This is a genomic window from Sphaerospermopsis reniformis, from assembly GCF_005402885.1.
In the GTDB taxonomy this organism is placed as follows: domain Bacteria; phylum Cyanobacteriota; class Cyanobacteriia; order Cyanobacteriales; family Nostocaceae; genus Sphaerospermopsis; species Sphaerospermopsis kisseleviana.
In genome coordinates this window covers 1-19798 of sequence record NZ_BJCE01000094.1, presented here as the reverse complement: position 1 = coordinate 19798, position 19798 = coordinate 1, and the positions used below count along the sequence as shown (strand labels likewise).

The 19798-nt window shown below is 38.6% G+C and carries 16 protein-coding genes, 2 pseudogenes and 1 CRISPR repeat array; of the genes and pseudogenes, 7 read left to right on the top strand and 11 right to left on the bottom strand.

Annotated features, from left to right (window positions below; all coding sequences use genetic code 11):
- Window positions 1–423: 423 nt before the first annotated feature.
- Window positions 424–822 (top strand): hypothetical protein, encoded by a 399-nt coding sequence (locus tag FFR48_RS14385; protein ID WP_096566107.1) that lies wholly within the window; start codon window positions 424–426, stop codon window positions 820–822.
- A gap of 63 nt (window positions 823–885) precedes the next feature.
- Here FFR48_RS14385 and FFR48_RS14380 read toward each other — a convergent pair.
- Together FFR48_RS14380 and infC are read right to left on the bottom strand one after the other, a co-directional pair.
- A pseudogene (locus FFR48_RS14380) lies at window positions 886–1158 on the bottom strand (hypothetical protein); the annotation flags it as partial.
- Between the two features lie 493 nt (window positions 1159–1651).
- Window positions 1652–2185: a translation initiation factor IF-3 gene (gene infC / locus FFR48_RS14375; RefSeq protein WP_096566105.1), complete on the bottom strand. Its 534-nt coding sequence runs from the start codon at window positions 2183–2185 to the stop codon at window positions 1652–1654.
- Between the two features lie 240 nt (window positions 2186–2425).
- On the opposite strand from infC, the gene FFR48_RS14370 reads away from it, so the two are divergent.
- Both FFR48_RS14370 and FFR48_RS30090 read left to right on the top strand, forming a co-directional pair.
- Window positions 2426–3343 (top strand): alpha/beta fold hydrolase, encoded by a 918-nt coding sequence (locus tag FFR48_RS14370; RefSeq protein ID WP_137667833.1) that lies wholly within the window; start codon window positions 2426–2428, stop codon window positions 3341–3343.
- Window positions 3344–3374: 31 nt separating this feature from the next.
- Complete coding sequence (locus tag FFR48_RS30090) at window positions 3375–3503, top strand: hypothetical protein (RefSeq protein ID WP_268932437.1); 129 nt, start codon at window positions 3375–3377, stop codon at window positions 3501–3503.
- Here FFR48_RS30090 and FFR48_RS14365 read toward each other — a convergent pair.
- Window positions 3490–3828, bottom strand: a complete 339-nt coding sequence (locus FFR48_RS14365) for a BON domain-containing protein (protein ID WP_137667832.1) — start codon at window positions 3826–3828, stop codon at window positions 3490–3492. The genes FFR48_RS30090 and FFR48_RS14365 overlap by 14 nt on opposite strands.
- A 383-nt stretch (window positions 3829–4211) precedes the next feature.
- Between FFR48_RS14365 and ilvN the strand changes: the two genes are divergently transcribed.
- Window positions 4212–4730, top strand: coding sequence for an acetolactate synthase small subunit (gene ilvN / locus FFR48_RS14360; RefSeq protein ID WP_137667831.1), 519 nt, complete (start codon window positions 4212–4214; stop codon window positions 4728–4730).
- Between the two features lie 155 nt (window positions 4731–4885).
- Complete coding sequence (locus FFR48_RS14355; protein ID WP_137667830.1) at window positions 4886–5653, top strand: Uma2 family endonuclease; 768 nt, start codon at window positions 4886–4888, stop codon at window positions 5651–5653.
- 112 nt (window positions 5654–5765) lie between these two features.
- Here FFR48_RS14355 and FFR48_RS14350 read toward each other — a convergent pair whose 3' ends face one another.
- Window positions 5766–6242: a hypothetical protein gene (locus tag FFR48_RS14350; protein WP_137667829.1), complete on the bottom strand. Its 477-nt coding sequence runs from the start codon at window positions 6240–6242 to the stop codon at window positions 5766–5768.
- Complete coding sequence (locus FFR48_RS14345) at window positions 6239–6565, bottom strand: hypothetical protein (protein WP_137667828.1); 327 nt, start codon at window positions 6563–6565, stop codon at window positions 6239–6241. The genes FFR48_RS14350 and FFR48_RS14345 overlap by 4 nt, the downstream gene beginning before the upstream one ends.
- Before the next feature lie 370 nt (window positions 6566–6935).
- Between FFR48_RS14345 and FFR48_RS14340 the strand changes: the two genes are divergently transcribed.
- Complete coding sequence (locus FFR48_RS14340; protein ID WP_137667827.1) at window positions 6936–8816, top strand: zinc ribbon domain-containing protein; 1881 nt, start codon at window positions 6936–6938, stop codon at window positions 8814–8816.
- Window positions 8817–9164: 348 nt separating this feature from the next.
- Window positions 9165–11127: direct repeats of the CRISPR family, unit length 37 nt; unit sequence GTTTCTAGAAGTTCTGAGGACTGATTGTTGTTTAAAC.
- A gap of 182 nt (window positions 11128–11309) precedes the next feature.
- Here the strand turns inward: FFR48_RS14340 and opcA are convergent.
- The 6 genes and pseudogenes from opcA to FFR48_RS30575 all read right to left on the bottom strand — a co-directional run.
- Window positions 11310–12680, bottom strand: a complete 1371-nt coding sequence (gene opcA, locus FFR48_RS14335; RefSeq protein WP_137667826.1) for a glucose-6-phosphate dehydrogenase assembly protein OpcA — start codon at window positions 12678–12680, stop codon at window positions 11310–11312.
- 121 nt (window positions 12681–12801) lie between these two features.
- Entirely contained in the window at window positions 12802–14331 is a 1530-nt protein-coding gene (gene zwf, locus FFR48_RS14330; protein ID WP_096566088.1) for a glucose-6-phosphate dehydrogenase, read from the bottom strand.
- A 236-nt stretch (window positions 14332–14567) separates the two neighbouring features.
- Window positions 14568–15713, bottom strand: coding sequence for a transaldolase (gene tal / locus FFR48_RS14325; RefSeq protein WP_137667824.1), 1146 nt, complete (start codon window positions 15711–15713; stop codon window positions 14568–14570).
- A 314-nt stretch (window positions 15714–16027) separates the two neighbouring features.
- Window positions 16028–17065: a class 1 fructose-bisphosphatase gene (gene fbp / locus FFR48_RS14320; RefSeq protein WP_137667823.1), complete on the bottom strand. Its 1038-nt coding sequence runs from the start codon at window positions 17063–17065 to the stop codon at window positions 16028–16030.
- A gap of 265 nt (window positions 17066–17330) precedes the next feature.
- Window positions 17331–17795, bottom strand: a complete 465-nt coding sequence (locus FFR48_RS14315) for a DUF29 domain-containing protein (RefSeq protein WP_137667822.1) — start codon at window positions 17793–17795, stop codon at window positions 17331–17333.
- A 262-nt stretch (window positions 17796–18057) separates the two neighbouring features.
- Window positions 18058–18228 (bottom strand): annotated as a pseudogene (locus FFR48_RS30575) (putative dsRNA-binding protein); the annotation flags it as partial.
- 432 nt (window positions 18229–18660) lie between these two features.
- Here FFR48_RS30575 and FFR48_RS14305 point away from each other — a divergent pair.
- Window positions 18661–18933: a glutaredoxin family protein gene (locus FFR48_RS14305; protein ID WP_137667821.1), complete on the top strand. Its 273-nt coding sequence runs from the start codon at window positions 18661–18663 to the stop codon at window positions 18931–18933.
- Window positions 18934–19798 lie beyond the last annotated feature (865 nt).

Genomic DNA, 19798 nt, shown 5'->3' with positions numbered 1-19798 from the left:
TTGCCATCTCTTGAAATCCCAAAAAATGCACACTTTTTCCGGTATACCCTTCAAAACCCTTGCACTAATTTCTGTGTTTATCAGCCTCTAACCTTTGATATATCAAGGTTTTAGGTTTATTCAGCAAGCCCTAATTATTTTAACATCAATTTAATTGACCAAGAGATTATTTGTCTAATTCAAATAGACAATTTTTGACATTATTCCTCTATCCCCAGAATTATTTTAACACTCTCTCCCTACGGCTGCATTAATTTGTAATTTTTGTCAATTTCTTACCTTGGATATACATTCAGATATTTACAAGCAAACCTATCGACAGAGATAGCCAAGGTTTTATTTTGTTACACCTATAATTGAAATAAATAATCTAATTTTTCACAAATTGCTGAGAAAGCGTATTATATAGAGCAGGTAAATAATATGTATATTGAAGACATATTACAACATCAGGTAGATAAGGTAGCGTTAAATAAAACCTTTCATGGTTTAACACAAACCGAAAGTCAACCGGAATACGCGCAACAGGAAGGATTAAACATCTCCGATTTAGCAATAGCTTTAAGTCCACTCAGCTTTGTATTTATTTGGGCAATTTTTCTGTTTATTGTCCAAAAACTTCGTTCTCATGCAGACAATAAAATAGCTTTTAGTGTCAATGGTTTACATCAAGTTCCCTGTAAAAACTGTAAATTTTTCTCAAATAACCATTATTTGAAGTGTGCAGTGAGACCTGATATAGTTCTCACAGAAGAAGCTATGAATTGTTCTGAATACTGCCCCAAAAAAGGAAAATTTACACCAAACAAACTATTTAGATAGGGTGAAAAGTCTTTGACTTTTTCAGCAAACCCTACTTATTTCCTCCTGCCTCCTGCCTCCTAACTACTGACTCTTGTTATATTTTGCTATTAACTTCTTGACTTGAGCGGCCACAAGTGGATGGGGGTCTGTTTGCAAATGGGGTAGAATTTCTTGCAGCACTCGCTGGGAAACCACACTCAAGTATGAAATCACTGCTTCTCTGACAAAACCTGTAGGATGGCGCAAATTTGTCAAAATTTCCGTCGTTGTCAGTCGCACGTAAGCAGCTTGAGCAAAATGAAAACAGCAAGCTAAACACCAGTCAGAGAGCAAATTTCCCTGGTTGATAAGTTTACGGACAAGCTCAATAGAAATAATGGCATCACCATCCCTGGTGCGATGCACTTTTTGAAAGCACTTCGACTTACTTCGACACCGCCCTTCGACACCGCCCTTCGACACCGCTCAGGACAGGCTCAGGACAGGCTCAGTACAAGTCGCTCAGTACAAGTCAAAACCTGTAAAGTTTTCGGATTTATATGGCTAACGCCACGCTACGCTATCAGCAAACCCTAAGTATTTAGGATAACAGTAACAGCAGTTACTAAATAGTAAAAGTCCTGAACAACTGAGTATTATTTTTCCCACTCAGCAGTCAGGACTATCATTTTGAAATAAATTTACAGTTTGGTGATTGGTGATTGGTGATTGGGGACTGGGGACACTTCGACAAGCTCAGTGCATCGCTGGGGACTGGGGACTGGGTTATTAACTTCTCTTTCCTCCCCTGCTTCCCCTGCCTCCCCTGCCTCCCCTGCCTCCTCTACACCTTACAATCCAGGAATGATTACTTCTTGGGTGAAATTAGCATCATCATATTTCGCCCTTCTTTCTTTGGCGCTTGCTGTACTTCACCAAACGGTTCTAAATCTGTAGCCATCCGTTTTAGCAAATCCTCTGCTAAGTCACTGTGTTGGATTTCTCGACCCCGGAACATCACAGTAGCTTTGACTTTATCACCATCTTTGAGGAAGCGTTCAGCTTGCTTGACGCGCACATTATAGTCGTGTTCTTCAATCTTATAGCGCATCTTTACTTCCTTCACGTCAGCCGTGTGCTGCTTCTTCCGGGCTTCCCGCGCCTTTTTCTCCTGCTCAAACTTATATTTCCCGTAGTCCATGATTCGACATACCGGCGGGTCGGCTTTGTCACTGAGTAGCACTAAGTCTAGTTCTTTTTCTTCTGCTAACTTTAGTGCTTCATGGGGCGGCATAATTCCTAATTGGCCGCCATCAGTGTCAATGACTCGAATTTTCGGGAAGCGAATGCGTTCGTTAATTTGGGGCAGATCGCGAGTTCTTTTTTTCTCAATCACAGGCATTATGATTTTTGGGAGCTTTTTTAGTTAAGGATTTGGCTTGGCTTTGGTTTACTTAGTTTTATTTGCTATGCCAATAAAGGCAAAATACGTAAATGACTCACAATGGAAAAATGAGTGCATATCTTTAGGTTAGCTAATTCAAACAACATTTGGTTAATCTGTTGTATTTGTTATTCTACTAACTTTGTTCAGATTTCCTACAATAGTTAATTTAAATTACAGTTTTCCAGGAAAGAGTTTGTGACTACTACGTTATCTTGGCAGCAGCGGCTAGGTAATCAAAGAGATTGGCTGTGGAGAGGTTGGCAAATTCGCTATACCTACATCCGGCCTACTTACAATTACCAAAATACCACACCTTTAATTTTACTACATGGTTTTGGTGCTTCCATTGGTCATTGGCGACATAATTTAGAAGTTTTAGGTACACATCATACGGTTTACGCTTTAGATATGCTGGGTTTTGGTGCTTCTGAAAAAGCTCCGGCTAATTACAGTGTCAAACTTTGGGTAGAACAGGTTTATGACTTTTGGCAGGCATTTATCCGTCAACCAGTTATATTAATAGGTAATTCTGTTGGTTCTTTAATCAGCTTAGTTGCGGCTGCTACCTATCCTGATATGGTAGCGGGTGTGGTGATGATGAGTTTACCTGATCCCACTTTGGAACAAGAAGCCCTTCCTGCTTTTTTACATCCAGTGGTTAGGGGTATGAAAAGTATGATTGCTTCGCCTTTACTGCTGAAACCTCTGTTTAATTTTGTGCGTAAACCAGAAGTATTAAAACGTTGGGCTGGTCTTGCCTATACAAACCCCGAAGCCATTACGGATGAATTGATAGATATTTTAGCAGGACCTCCACAGGACAGAGGCTCTACCCGTGCTTTTATTGCTTTGTTTAAATCTTCTATAGGCGCAGAATTTAGTCCTAGTGTCAAGGAAATATTACCAAACTTAACAATTCCTATGTTATTGATTTGGGGGCGAAAAGATAAATTTGTTCCCCCAAACTTGGCCAGTGAGTTTGCTAAATACAATGAAAAATTAGAAGTTTTGTATTTAGAAGATGTAGGTCACTGTCCCCATGATGAAGCACCGGAAAAGGTGAATGAGGTAATTTTAAATTGGATTAGGGAATGGGGAATAGTTGATAGTTGATAGTTGATAGTTGATAGTTGATAGTTGATAGTTGATAGGGAAAAATAAAATTGATTACCCAGTCACCAGTCCCCAGTCACCAGTCCCCAGTCACCAATCACCAATCACCAGTCACCAGTCCCCAGTCACCAATCACCAATCACCAATTACCCAACTTTAACTTGCTCAGAGGTTACATTAGTAGCACCATTAACGGAACGAGCGACAGAAACCATTTTGTTGAGAATTTTCTGACTGGGAACTTCACCTTTTAATACCACGGTGCTACCTAGTTGAGCTACCCAGAGGCGATCGCAATCTGCAAGTTCTGAATCTTGATCAAAGGCTAATGCGACTCTTTTAGCTAAACCGCTTTGATCATATTCGCCATTTAATCCTATACGTTCTGGAGGGATTTTGTCAGCGGTAGCTGCTGCTTGTGGAGTTGGGTTTACTTTTGCGTTTTCTGGTTTTTCCATTCCAAACAGTCTTTTTAACCAACTCATAAACGATTTTCTCCTGGTAAAGTGGTTCTCACATATCAGTATAAAACTTTAAAAAGCTAGTAACATCTATCTCTGCTAAGATTTGCAGTAGTTTTAATCTCGTTTAATCTCGTTCCCAGTCTCAGACTGGGAATGCTGTTTTTGAGTCTCTGACTCTGATTTAATAGAAGGCAGAGCCTTCTTACATTCATTCCCATACAGAGTATGGGAACGAGAAAAAATCACTTTTAAATCCTGGAAATCCTGATTTAGATAGGAGTCACAAGCGTATTAAAATAAGGGTTTAGACCGAAAATTTTATTTCGTAGTCAGTCTAAAGCAGCCCTGAGATATGGCTGATGTTACATTTATCTCTTTATACTCCCTAGCCTGTGTTGGCGAAGATGAAACATACTCTTTCTGTACTTGTTGAAGATGAAGCGGGGGTTTTGTCCCGTATTTCTAGTTTATTTGCCCGTCGTGGCTTTAATATAGAAAGCCTTGCTGTCGGTCCTGCTGAACAGGGTGGAGTTTCCCGAATTACGATGGTTGTACCTGGTGACGATCGCGTGATTGAACAACTCACAAAGCAGTTATATAAATTAGTTAATGTCCTGAAAGTACAGGATGTTACTGAGACACCTTGTGTAGAAAGGGAATTGATGCTTTTAAAGGTGAATGCTACCAGCAGCAACCGTTCTGAGGTGGTGGAACTGGCTCAGATTTTCCGCGCTAGGGTTGTGGATGTAGCGGAAGATTCTCTGACTTTGGAAGTGGTGGGAGATCCGGGGAAGATGGTGGCGATCGTCCAAGTGTTGCAAAAGTTTGGTTTAAGGGAAATTGCCCGCACGGGTAAGATTTCTTTAACTCGTGAATCTGGTGTTAATACTGAGCTACTGAAGTCTTTGGAAGCAAAGGTTTAGTTTTCAGCTATCAGTTATCAGTTATCAGTTATCAGTTGTCAGTTGTCAGCTATCAGTTATCACGCGCCATCCTAAAAAAAGGCGATCGCCCATCCATATCATAATATTTAACTACAATAGAGGCGATCGAGTCTTTAACCCCTATTCCCAGTTTTATGACTCTTGCGAAACCTGCTGACATAGATATTACCCATCTTCCCGACCACACTGAGTTACCAGAGTCGGATGGAACATTTGTGAAAAATTTTCAAGAACATCCCCAAAGCATCTTACTAACAGACTCCATCAATAGCACCTTGCAAAAAATACATCCTGATGGACAATATGCGATCGGTCAAGACTGCGGTATTTATTGGCGTTTAACCGAACCACTGGAAAAAGGCGCGGAAGCACCAGATTGGTTTTATGTAGCCAATGTACCACCAATGTTAAACGGTAAATTCCGCCGTTCCTACGTATTGTGGCAGGAATATATAGCACCTTTAATAGTTTTAGAATTTGTGTCTGGGGATGGTGCAGAAGAAAGGGATAAAACACCTTTTAATGGTAAGTTCTGGGTGTATGAACAAGCAATTAGAGTACCGTTTTATGGTATTTATGAAGTCCAGAAAGCCAGTGTCGAAGTGTATCATTTAGTGAATGGATGTTATGAATTATTACCAGCTAATGAAAGGGGGCATTATCCGATTTTACCGTTAGGTGTAGAGTTGGGGATTTGGGAAGGACAGTATAATAATATGCAATCTCCCTGGTTGCGCTGGTGGGATTTACAGGGGAACTTGTTGTTACATAGTGGGGAAAAATGTGTACAGTTAACTACGGAAACCCAGCAGTTAACGTCTCAGTTGGAACAGGAACAGCAAAAAGCGGCACGTTTAGCGGAACGGTTGCGGGAGTTGGGGGTTAACCCGGATGAGGTTTGAATATACCTCACGCAAAGACGCAATTTTTAAATCCCCGATTTCTTTGAGAAGTTGGGGATATATGTGATATTATTCATCATTTTGCATTTGGCTTTCTCTAATTTTATTGTTGTTAGATTTTAGTGGTTTGGGAATATAATTCTAATTGCTGCATATCTGGTAAATTCAAATGAGTTTCTTCACTGTCAAATAGATGAGGGTCAACTAGAATAAAATCTTTTAAGACATTAACAGGTAATAATTCTGTACAGCCTAAAATATCTATAGAATAACCATCTCTGATCAAAATAGTAATAATTTCTTGCTGTTCTTGATGATTTTTAATTAAAGTTGCTTCTAAATCTATAATTTGTCCATTTTCTTGAATAATTTGTAAAAATTCTTGAGCATAAATTGTGGTATTTTGTTGGTTATTAAGAGTCTGTGTTAAACAATTTCCTGATAATCCTGTTGCATCTATTTCGGTAATTTTCCATTGTGATTGAGGATAGGTTTTAGCGAGATAATCTACTATCAAGAAAACGCGATTTTCTATTGTTTCTTCTGGGTTAATAACTAGAGTAAGTGCAGATTTTTCTGGTTTATTCATAGGGGTTTTGGTTGTTTACTACGAGTGGGAGTACCACCTGTTATATTAGCAAGCCAAAGATGTTGATGAGGGGGTGGTAAATGATCAGGACGGGGTGTACCATTAGGATATGTAGGACTGGTAAAGTCAATGTCTCGCACTGGTTGACCATTGGTATCAAATTCTCTAGCTTGATAAACTCTTTGATGGTATTGATCCCATCTTAATCTAGAATGCCCTCCTTGAGCTAAAGGATCGGCTATGGGTTCACCAAATCTTGGAGGTCTTTGACTTTGATAAACTGGTGTTCCATCCGCATATCGAGAATGGATTTTTTCTGACACTAATGAGAGACTCCTGAAGGTAATTGATATTATTAATATTTCATATTTTGACCTAATTTGAATCAATCATAAAATATTGGCTACCAACTATATCTTTGGAAGTTGGGGATTTTGTGGTGTGTTAAGTTTACGTAATTTTTCTTAATTTATCTTCATTGATAGAAATACAAATGTAACATAAGTTAAGTAAATTCTACATACTATTGACTTATAATTGTGATTTAATGAAGGTAGTATTGTAAATACACAGGTTGAGTAACTGCACAGTCTCAGCTATTAAACAGCTATTTTGTAAATTTGTATGTGATGAATGATCAGGCGATCGCCAAAATTGCCGAACCAAATTATAAAATTATAAACGGATGCAAATATGAAAACAATCAAAATCAAGGTATCATTATCTACACAACAAAAAGAAATTTTTAATCAATATATAGATCAACTAGAATGGTTTTGGAATTTAGCCCTAGCTAACCAGTTTCACAATCATTGTATCAAATGGTATGAATGGGCAAAAAAACAGCAACAACTCTTAGATAAAACCAAAGAAAACTTCGATAAATTAAAACCCGAACAAAAACAATTAGTTTTAGATTTCTATAGCCATAAATATGGTGAAAAACAACCTAAGTTAACGGAGAAACAAAAGGATTTAATTAATAAATTTGAGATTTTTTCTCGTTGGTTGCCTTTTGATTTAGATGGTATTATACCAGTTCCCTTACTCTTGGGTAATAGTGGTTATGAAGGCTTATCTTGTAGAATTGCTATTGGTGGTCCGCGTTGGGTGAGAGATGAAAATATTAATATCCCCCTGAAAAATAAAAAAGGGGAAATTATACATAAAAAAGGTTCTAAATTAGTTCCTGGTAAACATCCTTATCAACCTATTAAACCCACACCCCACAGTTATAAAACCTTTCCTGGTGGTAAATTTGCAGGTAGAGAATTAGTTGATGTAAAAAAACTCGATAATTTAGATGGGTTAAACAGTATCAGAAGCGCAGAAAATCTACCCCCTTTAACAGTACCTACTGATTATATCGGGGGAACAATGAAATTTTTTGAAGTTTCCTGGAATGCGTTTCTAGATCCGAAATTACCAGAAAGACGCAAGGTAAAATTCAAAGATAAAGAACGGAAATTAACCACATTATCCAATAACCAAAAACCACCAAACCGGATCAACCCGGAAAAGAACACTGTGAGTATTTCAGGAATAGGTGAAGTAAAAGTCATAGATAGAAATTGGTTGCAAAGATTAAACCTAGAAAATATCAGTCCTAGAACCTATACCCTGAGTAAAAAACCTTCTGGATATTATCTAAATATTGTAGTTGCCCATCCTCTCCAGGAAGAAAAATCTAAACTAGATAAACAATTACCAAAAGTGAAAAAAGAATATGGAGAAGAAAGTCAAGAATATCAGGAGATTTTGAGTAAATATAATGAAGTTTCTGAGCAAATCAAATCATCATATTTTGATGATGTTAAAGATTTATCTGTAGGTATTGATCCGGGAGTAAATGCGGTTATTTCCACAGATCACGGGGCTTTGTTTATGCCTAATATAACTAGAGAAAGGATATCTATTCATATTGAGGAATTACAATCAAAATTAAACAAAATAAAAGATATTAATGATGCCCAATGGAAAGCCGCAGGAAACAAAGGAGAAAGACCAAAAACCAAAAACGAAATTAAGTTACAAGCGCAAATTAGTAGACTGCATGAAAAAGGTGCTAACTCTGCTAATTGTTTTAATCATAAACTTTCTACCCGCATTGCTAGAACCTATAGATATGTATGCTGGGAAGATACAAAAATTAAGAACTTACTCAAACAAGTTGAACCTCAAGCCTTACCAGAGGGGGTAGGATATGCCCACAATGGAGCATCTGCCAAACGTGGATTAAATTGGATCATGAGACAGCGTTGTTTGAGTGATTTGGAGGCAAAAACTAAAGAGAAAGTTGAGAAAAAAGGCGGAAAATTTAATGAACCTTCTGCTAATTATAGTTCTCAGCTTTGCCATTGTTGTCAGCAGAAGGGAGAAAGGGTTTCTCAACATGAGTTTATTTGCAAAAATCCCGAATGTAGTTTATTTGAAAAAGTGCAGCAAGCTGATGTGAATGCTGCCAGAAATCATAAACAACATGGAGGCTTTGAAGTGGGAGAGGTGAAATATAATTTAACAAAATTACAGTATCAAAAACCCAAGAGATTTAAAAAGAAAAAGTTGACAAAGTAATCTATTTCAATTATTATTAGATTACCGCAGTTTGGGCGGGTGATTAAGTGATTAATCTATGGCTTGTAAGTTTTGATCTTTGGATTTAAACCCAGAAGCAAGGGGTGTGGTGACTATCCCCGTAGACTGTCCAGAAATATGGCAGGAACAACTTAATTTTTGGCAAACCACAAGCTCGGCTAAAAATGCCGGGGATCTGCCAAAACCTCAGAACCTAGACAATTTAAGGGTTTCAGCACTTCAAGTCTCAGATTTTAAATGCTCTTTAGCGGCTGAAATGGACTTTTTGATCAGGTCCGCCAAATATGGCTCTGAAACTTAGGCTAATTAAGGATCTCAATGGGCGGGGTTTCTAGAAGTTCTGAGGACTGATTGTTGTTTAAACAATAAATTCATCCCCGCAATCTGGGAAATTGCCTCAAACCCATGTTTCTAGAAGTTCTGAGGACTGATTGTTGTTTAAACCGAACCTTGCAGAATCTATCTAACCCAAATCTTTTAGTTTCTAGAAGTTCTGAGGACTGATTGTTGTTTAAACTCCAAAAGAGAATTTCATAGGCTATAAAACGCTCGGTTTCTAGAAGTTCTGAGGACTGATTGTTGTTTAAACGCAAATGTGGGCTTCAAACTTGGAATAGCAACAAGTTTCTAGAAGTTCTGAGGACTGATTGTTGTTTAAACCTTTTCTTAACCTCTGATGTTTGTGCGTACCTTTACGTTTCTAGAAGTTCTGAGGACTGATTGTTGTTTAAACGGCAGAATGTTTTACTGTTGGATAAACACCACTGCCGTTTCTAGAAGTTCTGAGGACTGATTGTTGTTTAAACTCCGGTTACCGGACACCTATTTTGGTTCACATCATCAATTTAGTTTCTAGAAGTTCTGAGGACTGATTGTTGTTTAAACTAGCTATATTAGCCTCCCAGACAGCCTCAGCATTTGTTTCTAGAAGTTCTGAGGACTGATTGTTGTTTAAACATTCTATAACACTATCGAGGTTAGCTAGTGAGAACGTTTCTAGAAGTTCTGAGGACTGATTGTTGTTTAAACAGTAAAGGTTAGCAACGAACAGTTCGTTGGGGCATGTTTCTAGAAGTTCTGAGGACTGATTGTTGTTTAAACGAAAACTATTCTTCAGGAGTGAAAGCGTTAGGGGTTTCGTTTCTAGAAGTTCTGAGGACTGATTGTTGTTTAAACTAGCTAAAATTTACCAGGAGGGTGTATTTACTGGTAAGGTTTCTAGAAGTTCTGAGGACTGATTGTTGTTTAAACAGCAGTGAGAATCAAGCTGATAACACCTCATTAGAAAAGTTTCTAGAAGTTCTGAGGACTGATTGTTGTTTAAACTATTGAAAGTGTGAGGCGAGGGAGGGAAGCCCAAGTTTCTAGAAGTTCTGAGGACTGATTGTTGTTTAAACACGCTGATTACTTGAAAGAATTGGCGCGTCAAATCGTTTCTAGAAGTTCTGAGGACTGATTGTTGTTTAAACATAACTCTAGACTTAGCAAGTTTAAAGTTGCCAAAGTTTCTAGAAGTTCTGAGGACTGATTGTTGTTTAAACTTAATTTGGTAGGAACTATGAAAAAATTACGCTCACCTGTTTCTAGAAGTTCTGAGGACTGATTGTTGTTTAAACGTTATTGTACAACTTAAATTTTCTGGAAACTGCCCTTAATGTTTCTAGAAGTTCTGAGGACTGATTGTTGTTTAAACTCTCATGCCTTAGAATGGTTAGCGATCGCCTCTGAGAAGTTTCTAGAAGTTCTGAGGACTGATTGTTGTTTAAACCACCATTAACTATAGCAGATGGTTTTGTCAGCCATAGTGTTTCTAGAAGTTCTGAGGACTGATTGTTGTTTAAACCGGAGATTTTTGGATAATGAGTAAGCAGAAAGATGGTTTCTAGAAGTTCTGAGGACTGATTGTTGTTTAAACAAATAGGGAAATCAGTTGAAGTAATAGCAGCGATTGAGGTTTCTAGAAGTTCTGAGGACTGATTGTTGTTTAAACTCTGCATCTAAAATGTGGCCATTACCTAAGACTTCTCTTGTGTTTCTAGAAGTTCTGAGGACTGATTGTTGTTTAAACTCTACATGATAGTTAGAGCAGAACCATAGGCAAGGGTGTTTCTAGAAGTTCTGAGGACTGATTGTTGTTTAAACCTTTCAACTTTAGACAATGACACTGCGGAAAGTGTGGTGTTTCTAGAAGTTCTGAGGACTGATTGTTGTTTAAACTATTAATTACATGAGGCAAAAAAACCAAATCCCGAAGTTTCTAGAAGTTCTGAGGATTCTTAGTTGTTTAAACCATCTCTCTAAAAAACCCTCTTCTTCCTCTCTTCCTTCGTTTCTTCGTGTCTTCGTGGTTCAATAAAAAATCATCCTGAAAATCCTAAAATCCTGGACATCCTGATTCAGACAAAAAAAGAGGCAGAGCCTCAAAAAAGCATTCCTAGTCAGAGACTAGGAACGAGATAAACGAGATGAAAACTAACCCAACTTAATAGTTTTCGTAATCACCGATAAACTTTCCTCAAACAAAGCCTCACGCCCCCAACGTTGCACCTGCTGACTTAATAAATATTCCGGCTTTTGTTCAGCAAGAGAACTAACTTGTTGAAATAAACCAGCAGATTGAGCGCCACCTTGAGTTTCCATCCGCATACAACCGCCGGTTTCAGAACAAATTACCGTACCACAATTAGCTTGAGGATTAGTAGAACTCAAACGCAAAGCAATCAAATCACCAACAATTTCGCCAATATCAGCAACAGGAACACCTGCTAACTCTGCATTAATTTGTCTTTGATCTTTCGACACAAAAACAATATTGGTAATATCATAATCACCAAATTCTTTTCTGTAAGAAACAGGTTGCCATTCCAAGCGACTCGCTAACCAGCCTAAAAATAATAAAGCTTGGGCGGCATTGCCTTTTTCATAATCAATATTTACCCGATCAATTTCTCTCAAAGCTGCACGACGTTGGGGAGCATCATAAGCTTCTGCTGTTAATTCTTGCCATGCAGATAAACGTCGCCAATTTAAATCAGCTAAAGGAACTCCTGTATCTGCCAAATCTTGTAAAGTTAATAAATCACTTTCAGGAGAATTAAAATTACAAGAATCAACAATTACATTATTACAAACTGCCGCCAATCTCTTAAACAAAGGATTTTGAGAATCAGGAGTAGCTTTCCACCATAAAAACTTAGGCAAACCACCAATTAACAAAGCGGGAATCATGCCCCCAATACGTTCTAAAGCCGCAGCAGTACCAGTAAGGGTAATGTATTCACAACAAATTAAAGTGCTGGAAGTTTGCTTTTGAATAGGACAATAGGCAGAAACCTGCGCCTTTACACCCTCATCTTCCCCCGCAATGGGACATAAAGCAATAATCCGGCAAGGGTTACGCAAAGCAATTTCATCAGCAATAGTGGGACTGGTGGGACTGTAAGTATAGCCCATTGCAGCACCATGACTATCACCATGTTCCCCACTGTGCTGAAGTTTAAAATATTCTTCCCGTAAAACCTTGATCGTTTCCGGTGTGGGAATACCGCTTTCTGGAAGTCCGTGTTTTTTCTGTAGTTCCCGCAGTGAAGTTTGGGTTTGGGGTCCCAAAATCCCATCAATAGGACCGTTATAAACACCAATAGCGGCTAACAAATACTGGGTTTCTTCTGGTTCATAAACCACTAGGGTAAATGTTGCAGCACGGGTAGCAGCAGGTAAACCGCCTTCTTCTCCTTGAATACCATAACTTTGCCAAATTTGACTGAGTTCGTTTTCAATATCAGTCAAACACACATCTTTAGGGGCTTGGAGAGAATAAATTGTAGAAGCTTCAGTTACCATAATTTTGGATTTTGGATTAATAATTGGGCATGGGGCATGGTGCATGGGGCATGGGGCATGGGGCATTGGGAAAAACTCTTACCCAGTCACCAGTCACCAGTCACCAGTCCCCAGTCACCCCTTAAAGTCTGCGCCAACGGCGGCCGTCTTGGTTGATTAATAATTCAGCTTCTGCTGGTTCCCAAGTACCCGCTTCATACTGAGGAACAGTAGCGGGATCTGCGGGTAAGTCCCAAACAGAGAGCGCAGGTGTAACTACACGCCAAGCAGCTTCTACTTCGTCAGACCGGGTAAACAATGTTTGGTCGCCCATCATACAATCTAAAAACAGGCGATCATACGCATCAGATGTAGCTTCAATCCCAAATGAACCATAAGTAAAGTCCATATCCACGGAACGGGTGCGGAAGTCTCCACCGGGCATTTTCACATCAAAACGGAGCGAAATACCTTCATTTGGTTGTATCCGCATTGTCAAAATATTGGCGTTTGCTTGTAATGCGGCTGATGGGAACATTCTGGAAGGTACTTCCCGGAAATGGATGGAAATTTCACTGACTTTTTTCGGCATCCGTTTCCCTGTCCGCAGATAGAAAGGTACACCTTGCCAACGCCAGTTATCCACCACAAATTTCATTGCTACATAAGTGGGTGTGGTGGAATTAGGATCAACTCCCGGTTCTTCTCGATATCCAGGGACTTTTTCTCCTTTCATCCAACCGGCGCTATATTGTCCGCGAATGGCAGAACGGGACAGGTTATTCACATCTGCTAAACGAGTGGCTTGTAATACTTTCACCTTTTCTGTACGGATACTGTCAGCATCCATTGAGTTAGGTGCTTCCATTGCGGTTAAACAATACAACTGCATGAGGTGGTTTTGCAGCATATCCCGTAGCGCACCGGCACTTTCATAATATCCCGCCCGGTCTTCTACACCTACGGTTTCAGCAACGGTGATTTGTACGTGATCCACAAATTGCCGATTCCATAATGGTTCAAAAATGGCATTGGCAAAACGGAACACTAACAGGTTTTGTACTGTTTCCTTACCTAAGTAGTGGTCAATGCGGTAAACTTGGTTTTCTTTACAAACCTTCTGCACTACTTGGTTGAGACTTTGCGCTGATGCTAAATCACGCCCAAAGGGTTTTTCAATAACGAGACGGTTTTTGTAGGGATCGTCTAACATTCCCGCTGAACCTAGCTGTTTAATAGCTTCGGGGAAGAAGTTGGGCGCAACGGAAAGGTAAAACATCCGATTTCCCCGTGTTCCCCGTTGGGGGTCGAGTTCAGCGAGGAAGTTTTTCAGTTTTTGATAGCTTTCGGGGTTGTCAATATCACCGGAACAGTAAAATAAACCCTTAGAAAAGTCTTGCCAGAGTTCTCCCAGTTCAACTTTGCTGTGAGCTTCCCGCATTCCTTTTTCCATCTGTTCCCGGAAGTAGTCATGGGTCCAGTCACGACGGGCGACACCAACAATGGTAGTTTCTGGGGGAATGCGTCTTTCCCGACGGAGTTTAAATAATGCAGGTACGAGTTTACGCCAGGTTAAATCCCCTGACGCGCCAAAGATAACAATAATTTGGGGTTCCGCCATCCCTTGTTGTTGGAGACCAACCCGCAAGGGATTTTCTAACAGACTGACCATAAGGATTTTAGATTTTAGATTTTGGATTTTAGGTTGGTGACTGGTGATTGGTAATTGGTGATTGGTGATTGGGGGATTAGTGATTGGTAATTGGTGATTGGGGGATTAGTGATTGGTAATTGGTGATTGGGGGATTCATGATTGGTGATTGCGTTATCAACCTCCCCATCTCCCCAGTCACCAGTCACCAGTCCCCAGTCACCAGTCACCAGTCCCAGTCCCCAGTCCCCAATCCCCTATACTGGTGACAATACCTTGAGTTTCTCTTCTAAAGAGTTCATTAGGGACTGGAAGGGCTGAACAAACTTGTCAATACCCTCTACAAGTAGTTCTGACATCACTGCTTCAATATTGATGTTGATGTCAGGATCTTTTAAGCTTTGGATGAGGTTATGAGCTTCTGCAACTCCTGTTTCTAAACTGTCGCTCACATGACAATGATCAGCACAGGCTTTAATAGTCCCTGGTGGTAGAGTGTTTACTGTGTCATGTCCGATTAATTCGTTAACATACATGACATCGCTGTAACTGGGGTCTTTGGTGCTGGTACTTGCCCAAAGGAGACGTTGCACTTTTGCCCCTTTAGCGGCTAATGCTTGCCACCTATCACTGGCAATTATATTTTGATATTCTTGATAGGCGATTTTTGCATTAGCGATCGCAATTTTTCCTCTGACTGCCCTCAATCTTGCTTCGTGGTTAATATCATCAACGCCTTTCTGCAATTTAGCATCAATCTTAGCATCAATGTTGGTATCAATCCGACTCAAGAAAAAGCTGGCTACTGAAGCAATTTTACTAATGTCCTGACCTTCATTTACCCGTTTTTCTAAACCCCGAATATAAGCCCAAGCTGCATTTACATAGCTTTCTACTGCAAATAACAGGGTAATGTTAACGTTAATTCCTGCGGCTATTGTCGCCTTTACAGCAGGTAAACCAGCATCAGTTCCCGGAATTTTAATCATCACATTTTCCCGCCCAATTTCTTGGCAATAGCGACGGGCTTCATCTATTGTAGCTTGGGTATCATGGGCGATGGTGGGAGGAACTTCAATACTCACATAACCATCCAGTCCCTTGGTCGCATCATACACAGGGCGCAGAATATCACAAGCATTGCGGATATCTGCAAAAACCAGAGATTCATAAATTTTGTATGTGGGTAAACCAGCACGCATCCCCGCTTCAATGTCAGCATCATAAATGGCATTACCAGTAATTGCTTTTTCAAAAATGGCTGGGTTGGAGGTAATACCAGAGATTCCTTGATTTTCTACCAGGTTTTGCAGTTCCCCAGATTGAATAATGTCACGGCTTAAATTATCCATCCAGATACTTTGACCGTGGTTTTTAATCTCTAATAAATGATTGGTTGCCATAACTATTTTTTAACTCCTATTAACATTGTTTTTTGTGAAGTTGAGAAGTTTACTCATCCTAATTTCTTGATGGAGAAGCGCCAATTTATATGAATGAACCGCAAAGTACGCAAAGTACACGAAGGAAGAGGGAAGAAAAGAGGGAGAAAAGAATTTATCAATCAAATAATTCGGCGTTTCTTGACCAGGAAATAGTTTAATTGAGTGTATTTTTTACTTCACATACAAACATTGCTAGTCCTGCATTCCAATCCCAATGTGCCAATGTTTAGCTTCGATTACTGGCCATACTAAATGCTTTTACTGGATTTTGGCTACTGACCTTTTTGAATAAATGACTCGACTTTAGCTACATCCTGTTGACTACCAATAATTAATGGTGTGCGTTGGTGCAGTTGTTTGGGGACTACATCCAAAATATCCTCTGTTCCAGTGGTAGCAAGCCCTCCAGCTTGTTCTATCAAATATGCCAAGGGTGCAGTTTCATAAAGTAGTCGTAACTTACCTTCTGGTTTTTGTAATGTACCCGGATAGAGAAATACACCACCTTGTACTAAAATTCGGTGAATATCGCTGACCATCGCCCCACTATAACGGGCAGTATAACCTTCTGTCTTATGCACATAACGAATATACTCTCTAAATGATTCTTCCCACTGCCAGAAATTTCCTTCATTAACACTATAAACAGCACCATGTTCAGGAATTTTCACGTTTTCTTCTGTGAGAATAAATTCTCCTAAACTGGGATCAAGGGTAAAGAAATGTACACCTTTACCAATACTGTAAACCAGCATGGTACTTGGTCCATAAAGAATATAACCTGCTGCTAGTTGTTTCCGTCCATGATTTAATAAGTCTTTAGCTTCACCATCTAAGTCTGTTCCTTCTTGTTGACGGATGGAAAAAATTGAACCTAAACTGAGGTTAATATCTGTGTTAGATGAACCATCAATGGGATCATATAATAGGGTATAACGTCCAATAGGGCAGTTTTCGGGGATGTAATAGGGTTTTTCCATTTCTTCCGAAGCCAAGCGACAAACTAAGCCACTTTGCTTAAATACGGAAATAAACACTTCATTAGCATAGACATCCATTTTTTTCACAGATTCACCTTGGACATTCACTTCCCCTGTGAAACCCAGAACATCTTCCATTAAACCTGCACGGGTAAACCGTCGTGCAATCAGTTTACCAGCTAAGGCGATGCGATTCATTAACGCACTCAAATCCTGTGCTTCTGGTCCAAAACTCTGGAGTTGTTGGAGGACATGACGGGATAAGGTTGTACAATCTCGGTCTAAGGCTTTATCACTGGATAAATCTAACGTTTCTGCTACTTGAGTCATTTTGGTTACTTCCTGGGATTTTGCCTATAGCGGTTTTTAGCCACTACTTCTATCTTAGAAAGGTATTTGGATAACTTAAATGTGATTTTATATAAACTAAAGAATTGATATTCTCGTTCCTAGTCTCAGACTGGGAATGCTGTCATTGAGTCTCTGACTCACAACCATGTAAAATAACATTGATAAATTTTGTCTGAATCAGGATTTTCAGGATTTAAGGATTTTCAGGATGTGATTTTTAGATTTCTGGTTTATTCTCGTTAAATTATGGTAAATAATCTGGATTAAGAACATCTATAACAGAGAAAGGAGGATTTTCAGGAAATAAATTAGGTGATAATTGATATCTTTTCAGAATATATTGCCTAGCTTTTTGATAACATTCTTCAAAAATATCATCTAGCATATTTCTTAAACTCGGACTATCTTCCAGAGTTAATTCTATTTGTAATCTTTGTTCCGCAACTGTATTTCGCCATCCTCTAGCATTATTTTCTTTTTCTAACTGCCAATATTCCAGTTTTAACAAATGTTCAATTAATGTGATTAAACGGCTTTTTAATTCCTTTTTCTCGCTTCTACCCATGCTGTTGATTTCTTCTATTAAATTTTTAATGTCTAATTCATCAAATTTATTGCTTTCTAATAAATTGGCTGTGGTTTGTAGCCAAAGATAAAAATCTTGCTCATATAAATTTTTTGATTCGTTTTCTATCTTGAATTTTTCCATATTTAGTTACTATATTAAATGTATATTTAATTTTATTATACCACAAGCCTAGCCTCCTCTACAATAAAGTTAACTAAAGTTAAAAATAAGCTGATGTGCAGCTAAACTGTATAATTAAAAAATCTGAAGTTACAGTAGCACAAGCATCTTGTTTGTATTAATTATTCAAGTTAAAGGAACAACAGCTTATTCTCTCTATTTAGTCATCTTTAGATCACTTCATCTATGAGACTGGGAATTTATTCCCAGTCGGTGCTGACATTCAGTTTAGGTTACGCAAACCATTTATCGCTGCTTGTTTTTTTGCTTCTTTCTTGTTCTTGCCTTTTCCCAGCCCGTAGATTTTACCATTTATTTCAACTTGAACAGTAAATTCTTTTTCGTAATCTTGTCCAGTTTCTTGAATAGTCCTATATGTAGGAATATCAAAACCATTTTTTTGAGCCTTTTGTTATAACAAGCCTTGAGGATTTTCTAAACTCTCTAAACTGATATCTTCAGGAATTTTATCCTCAACAACTGAAGCTTTCTAATCGCGTCACGGTTATTTAACTAGGACTTACGCACTGTACAAATTCACCATGATGTGCATGAACCAAAATCCGTCGTTTCAGGCTTTTGTCGATTAACTTCCGATCAATAGCGAACTGCTTGCAGCAGCGCTTCGCTATCGCTCAAAAATCATTAAAAAATCACGTTAAAAAGCCTGAAATCTATACCTCATATTTGGTTGATCCTGTCAATGCGTAAGTCCTATTAACATATTCCAGATGCAGCTAATCTTAAAAGATTTTTAGATCCATAAAGGCTTAATACAGTTTTATATATAATACAGTTGTTATTATAATGGAGATTACACTTAAAAATGCAGTTAATATTATACAGTAAACCCGGTTGCCATCTCTGTGAAGGTTTACAAGAAAAACTAGAACAAATTACAAGTATTTCTTTTAATTTGGAAATACGCGACATTACGACTCGTGAAGATTGGTTTGCTGCTTATCAGTATGAAATTCCAGTGTTGTTTTTATCGAACCACAGAGACACAGAGGAGTTACAACCTATACCCCGTCTTTCTCCTCGCGCAAATGTTCGGCAGTTGGAACAATTGCTTTTAAAATATATTCCCAATACTTAAGCTGTCAAGTAGTTAAGCTGTATATTTTTCCAATAGTGAAGTATTGTAGTGCGGGCAGGATGCCCGCTAGACTTATACAAATTAAATGCACAACAGCTTACTAAAAATATAATCACATATTTCTAGCTTGGTAAGGTTCAAGGCTTACTGGGGCTAACTAAAAGCCGCACTATTGGATTTCAATCATCAGATATGATGACAAAAATTAATGATATTTTTCTGTTACGGATGTTAATATTTGACTAGCCCTGACTAGATTTTTGTTATTTAAACGTTGCAATTTTTGGAGTTGGAGAGATGTAAAAGGAATTTGGAAATCTCCTCCTGACTACTCTAATCTCAGAAAAAGACTTTCTTGGCAAGCTTTACTTATACATTTTCGCAGTTTTTGTCAAATCCCGTCCTTAAACTAAATCTATCCGGCAATATTATCCTATGGTTACAAAACTTTATCTCATACAGCAGTCCTTTGATCTTAAAGAAGCATTTCGCTACAGCGTTGGTTTGGTAGTAGTTTGTCTGCTAATGCTTATTCTATTATGGTTACCAGATATTTTAAGGGAAAGGTAAATATAGGTAAATATAGGGATCAACAACTGACAAGCACTTTGGTATACCTTCGGCGGGTGTTGTAGCTGTGGCATTTGTACTAGTCATTTATGATAAGTGATTTTATAGTCTAAAACACTTTTAATTCTTGAGTGATTGCCTATTATCTGCATAAATAGGTAGGGTTTGCTGAATAAACCTAAAACCTTGATATATCAAAGGTTAGAGGCTGATAAACAGGAAAAAAGTGCAAGGGTTTTGAAGCGTATACCGGAAAAAGTGTGCATTTTTTGGGATTTCAAGAGATGGCAAAGAA

Bases quoted from the DNA above. Each gene is read 5' to 3' on its own strand.
- opcA (WP_137667826.1), bottom strand. From the start codon at position 12,680: ATGGTAACTGAAGCTTCTACAATTTATTCTCTCCAAGCCCCTAAAGAT.
- tal (WP_137667824.1), bottom strand. From the start codon at position 15,713: ATGGCAACCAATCATTTATTAGAGATTAAAAACCACGGTCAAAGTATC.
- FFR48_RS14340 (WP_137667827.1), top strand. From the start codon at position 6,936: ATGAAAACAATCAAAATCAAGGTATCATTATCTACACAACAAAAAGAA.
- fbp (WP_137667823.1), bottom strand. From the start codon at position 17,065: ATGACTCAAGTAGCAGAAACGTTAGATTTATCCAGTGATAAAGCCTTA.
- FFR48_RS14305 (WP_137667821.1), top strand. From the start codon at position 18,661: ATGCAGTTAATATTATACAGTAAACCCGGTTGCCATCTCTGTGAAGGT.
- FFR48_RS14350 (WP_137667829.1), bottom strand. From the start codon at position 6,242: ATGAATAAACCAGAAAAATCTGCACTTACTCTAGTTATTAACCCAGAA.
- ilvN (WP_137667831.1), top strand. From the start codon at position 4,212: ATGAAACATACTCTTTCTGTACTTGTTGAAGATGAAGCGGGGGTTTTG.
- FFR48_RS14355 (WP_137667830.1), top strand. From the start codon at position 4,886: ATGACTCTTGCGAAACCTGCTGACATAGATATTACCCATCTTCCCGAC.
- zwf (WP_096566088.1), bottom strand. From the start codon at position 14,331: ATGGTCAGTCTGTTAGAAAATCCCTTGCGGGTTGGTCTCCAACAACAA.
- FFR48_RS14315 (WP_137667822.1), bottom strand. From the start codon at position 17,795: ATGGAAAAATTCAAGATAGAAAACGAATCAAAAAATTTATATGAGCAA.
- FFR48_RS14365 (WP_137667832.1), bottom strand. From the start codon at position 3,828: ATGAGTTGGTTAAAAAGACTGTTTGGAATGGAAAAACCAGAAAACGCA.
- FFR48_RS14385 (WP_096566107.1), top strand. From the start codon at position 424: ATGTATATTGAAGACATATTACAACATCAGGTAGATAAGGTAGCGTTA.
- infC (WP_096566105.1), bottom strand. From the start codon at position 2,185: ATGCCTGTGATTGAGAAAAAAAGAACTCGCGATCTGCCCCAAATTAAC.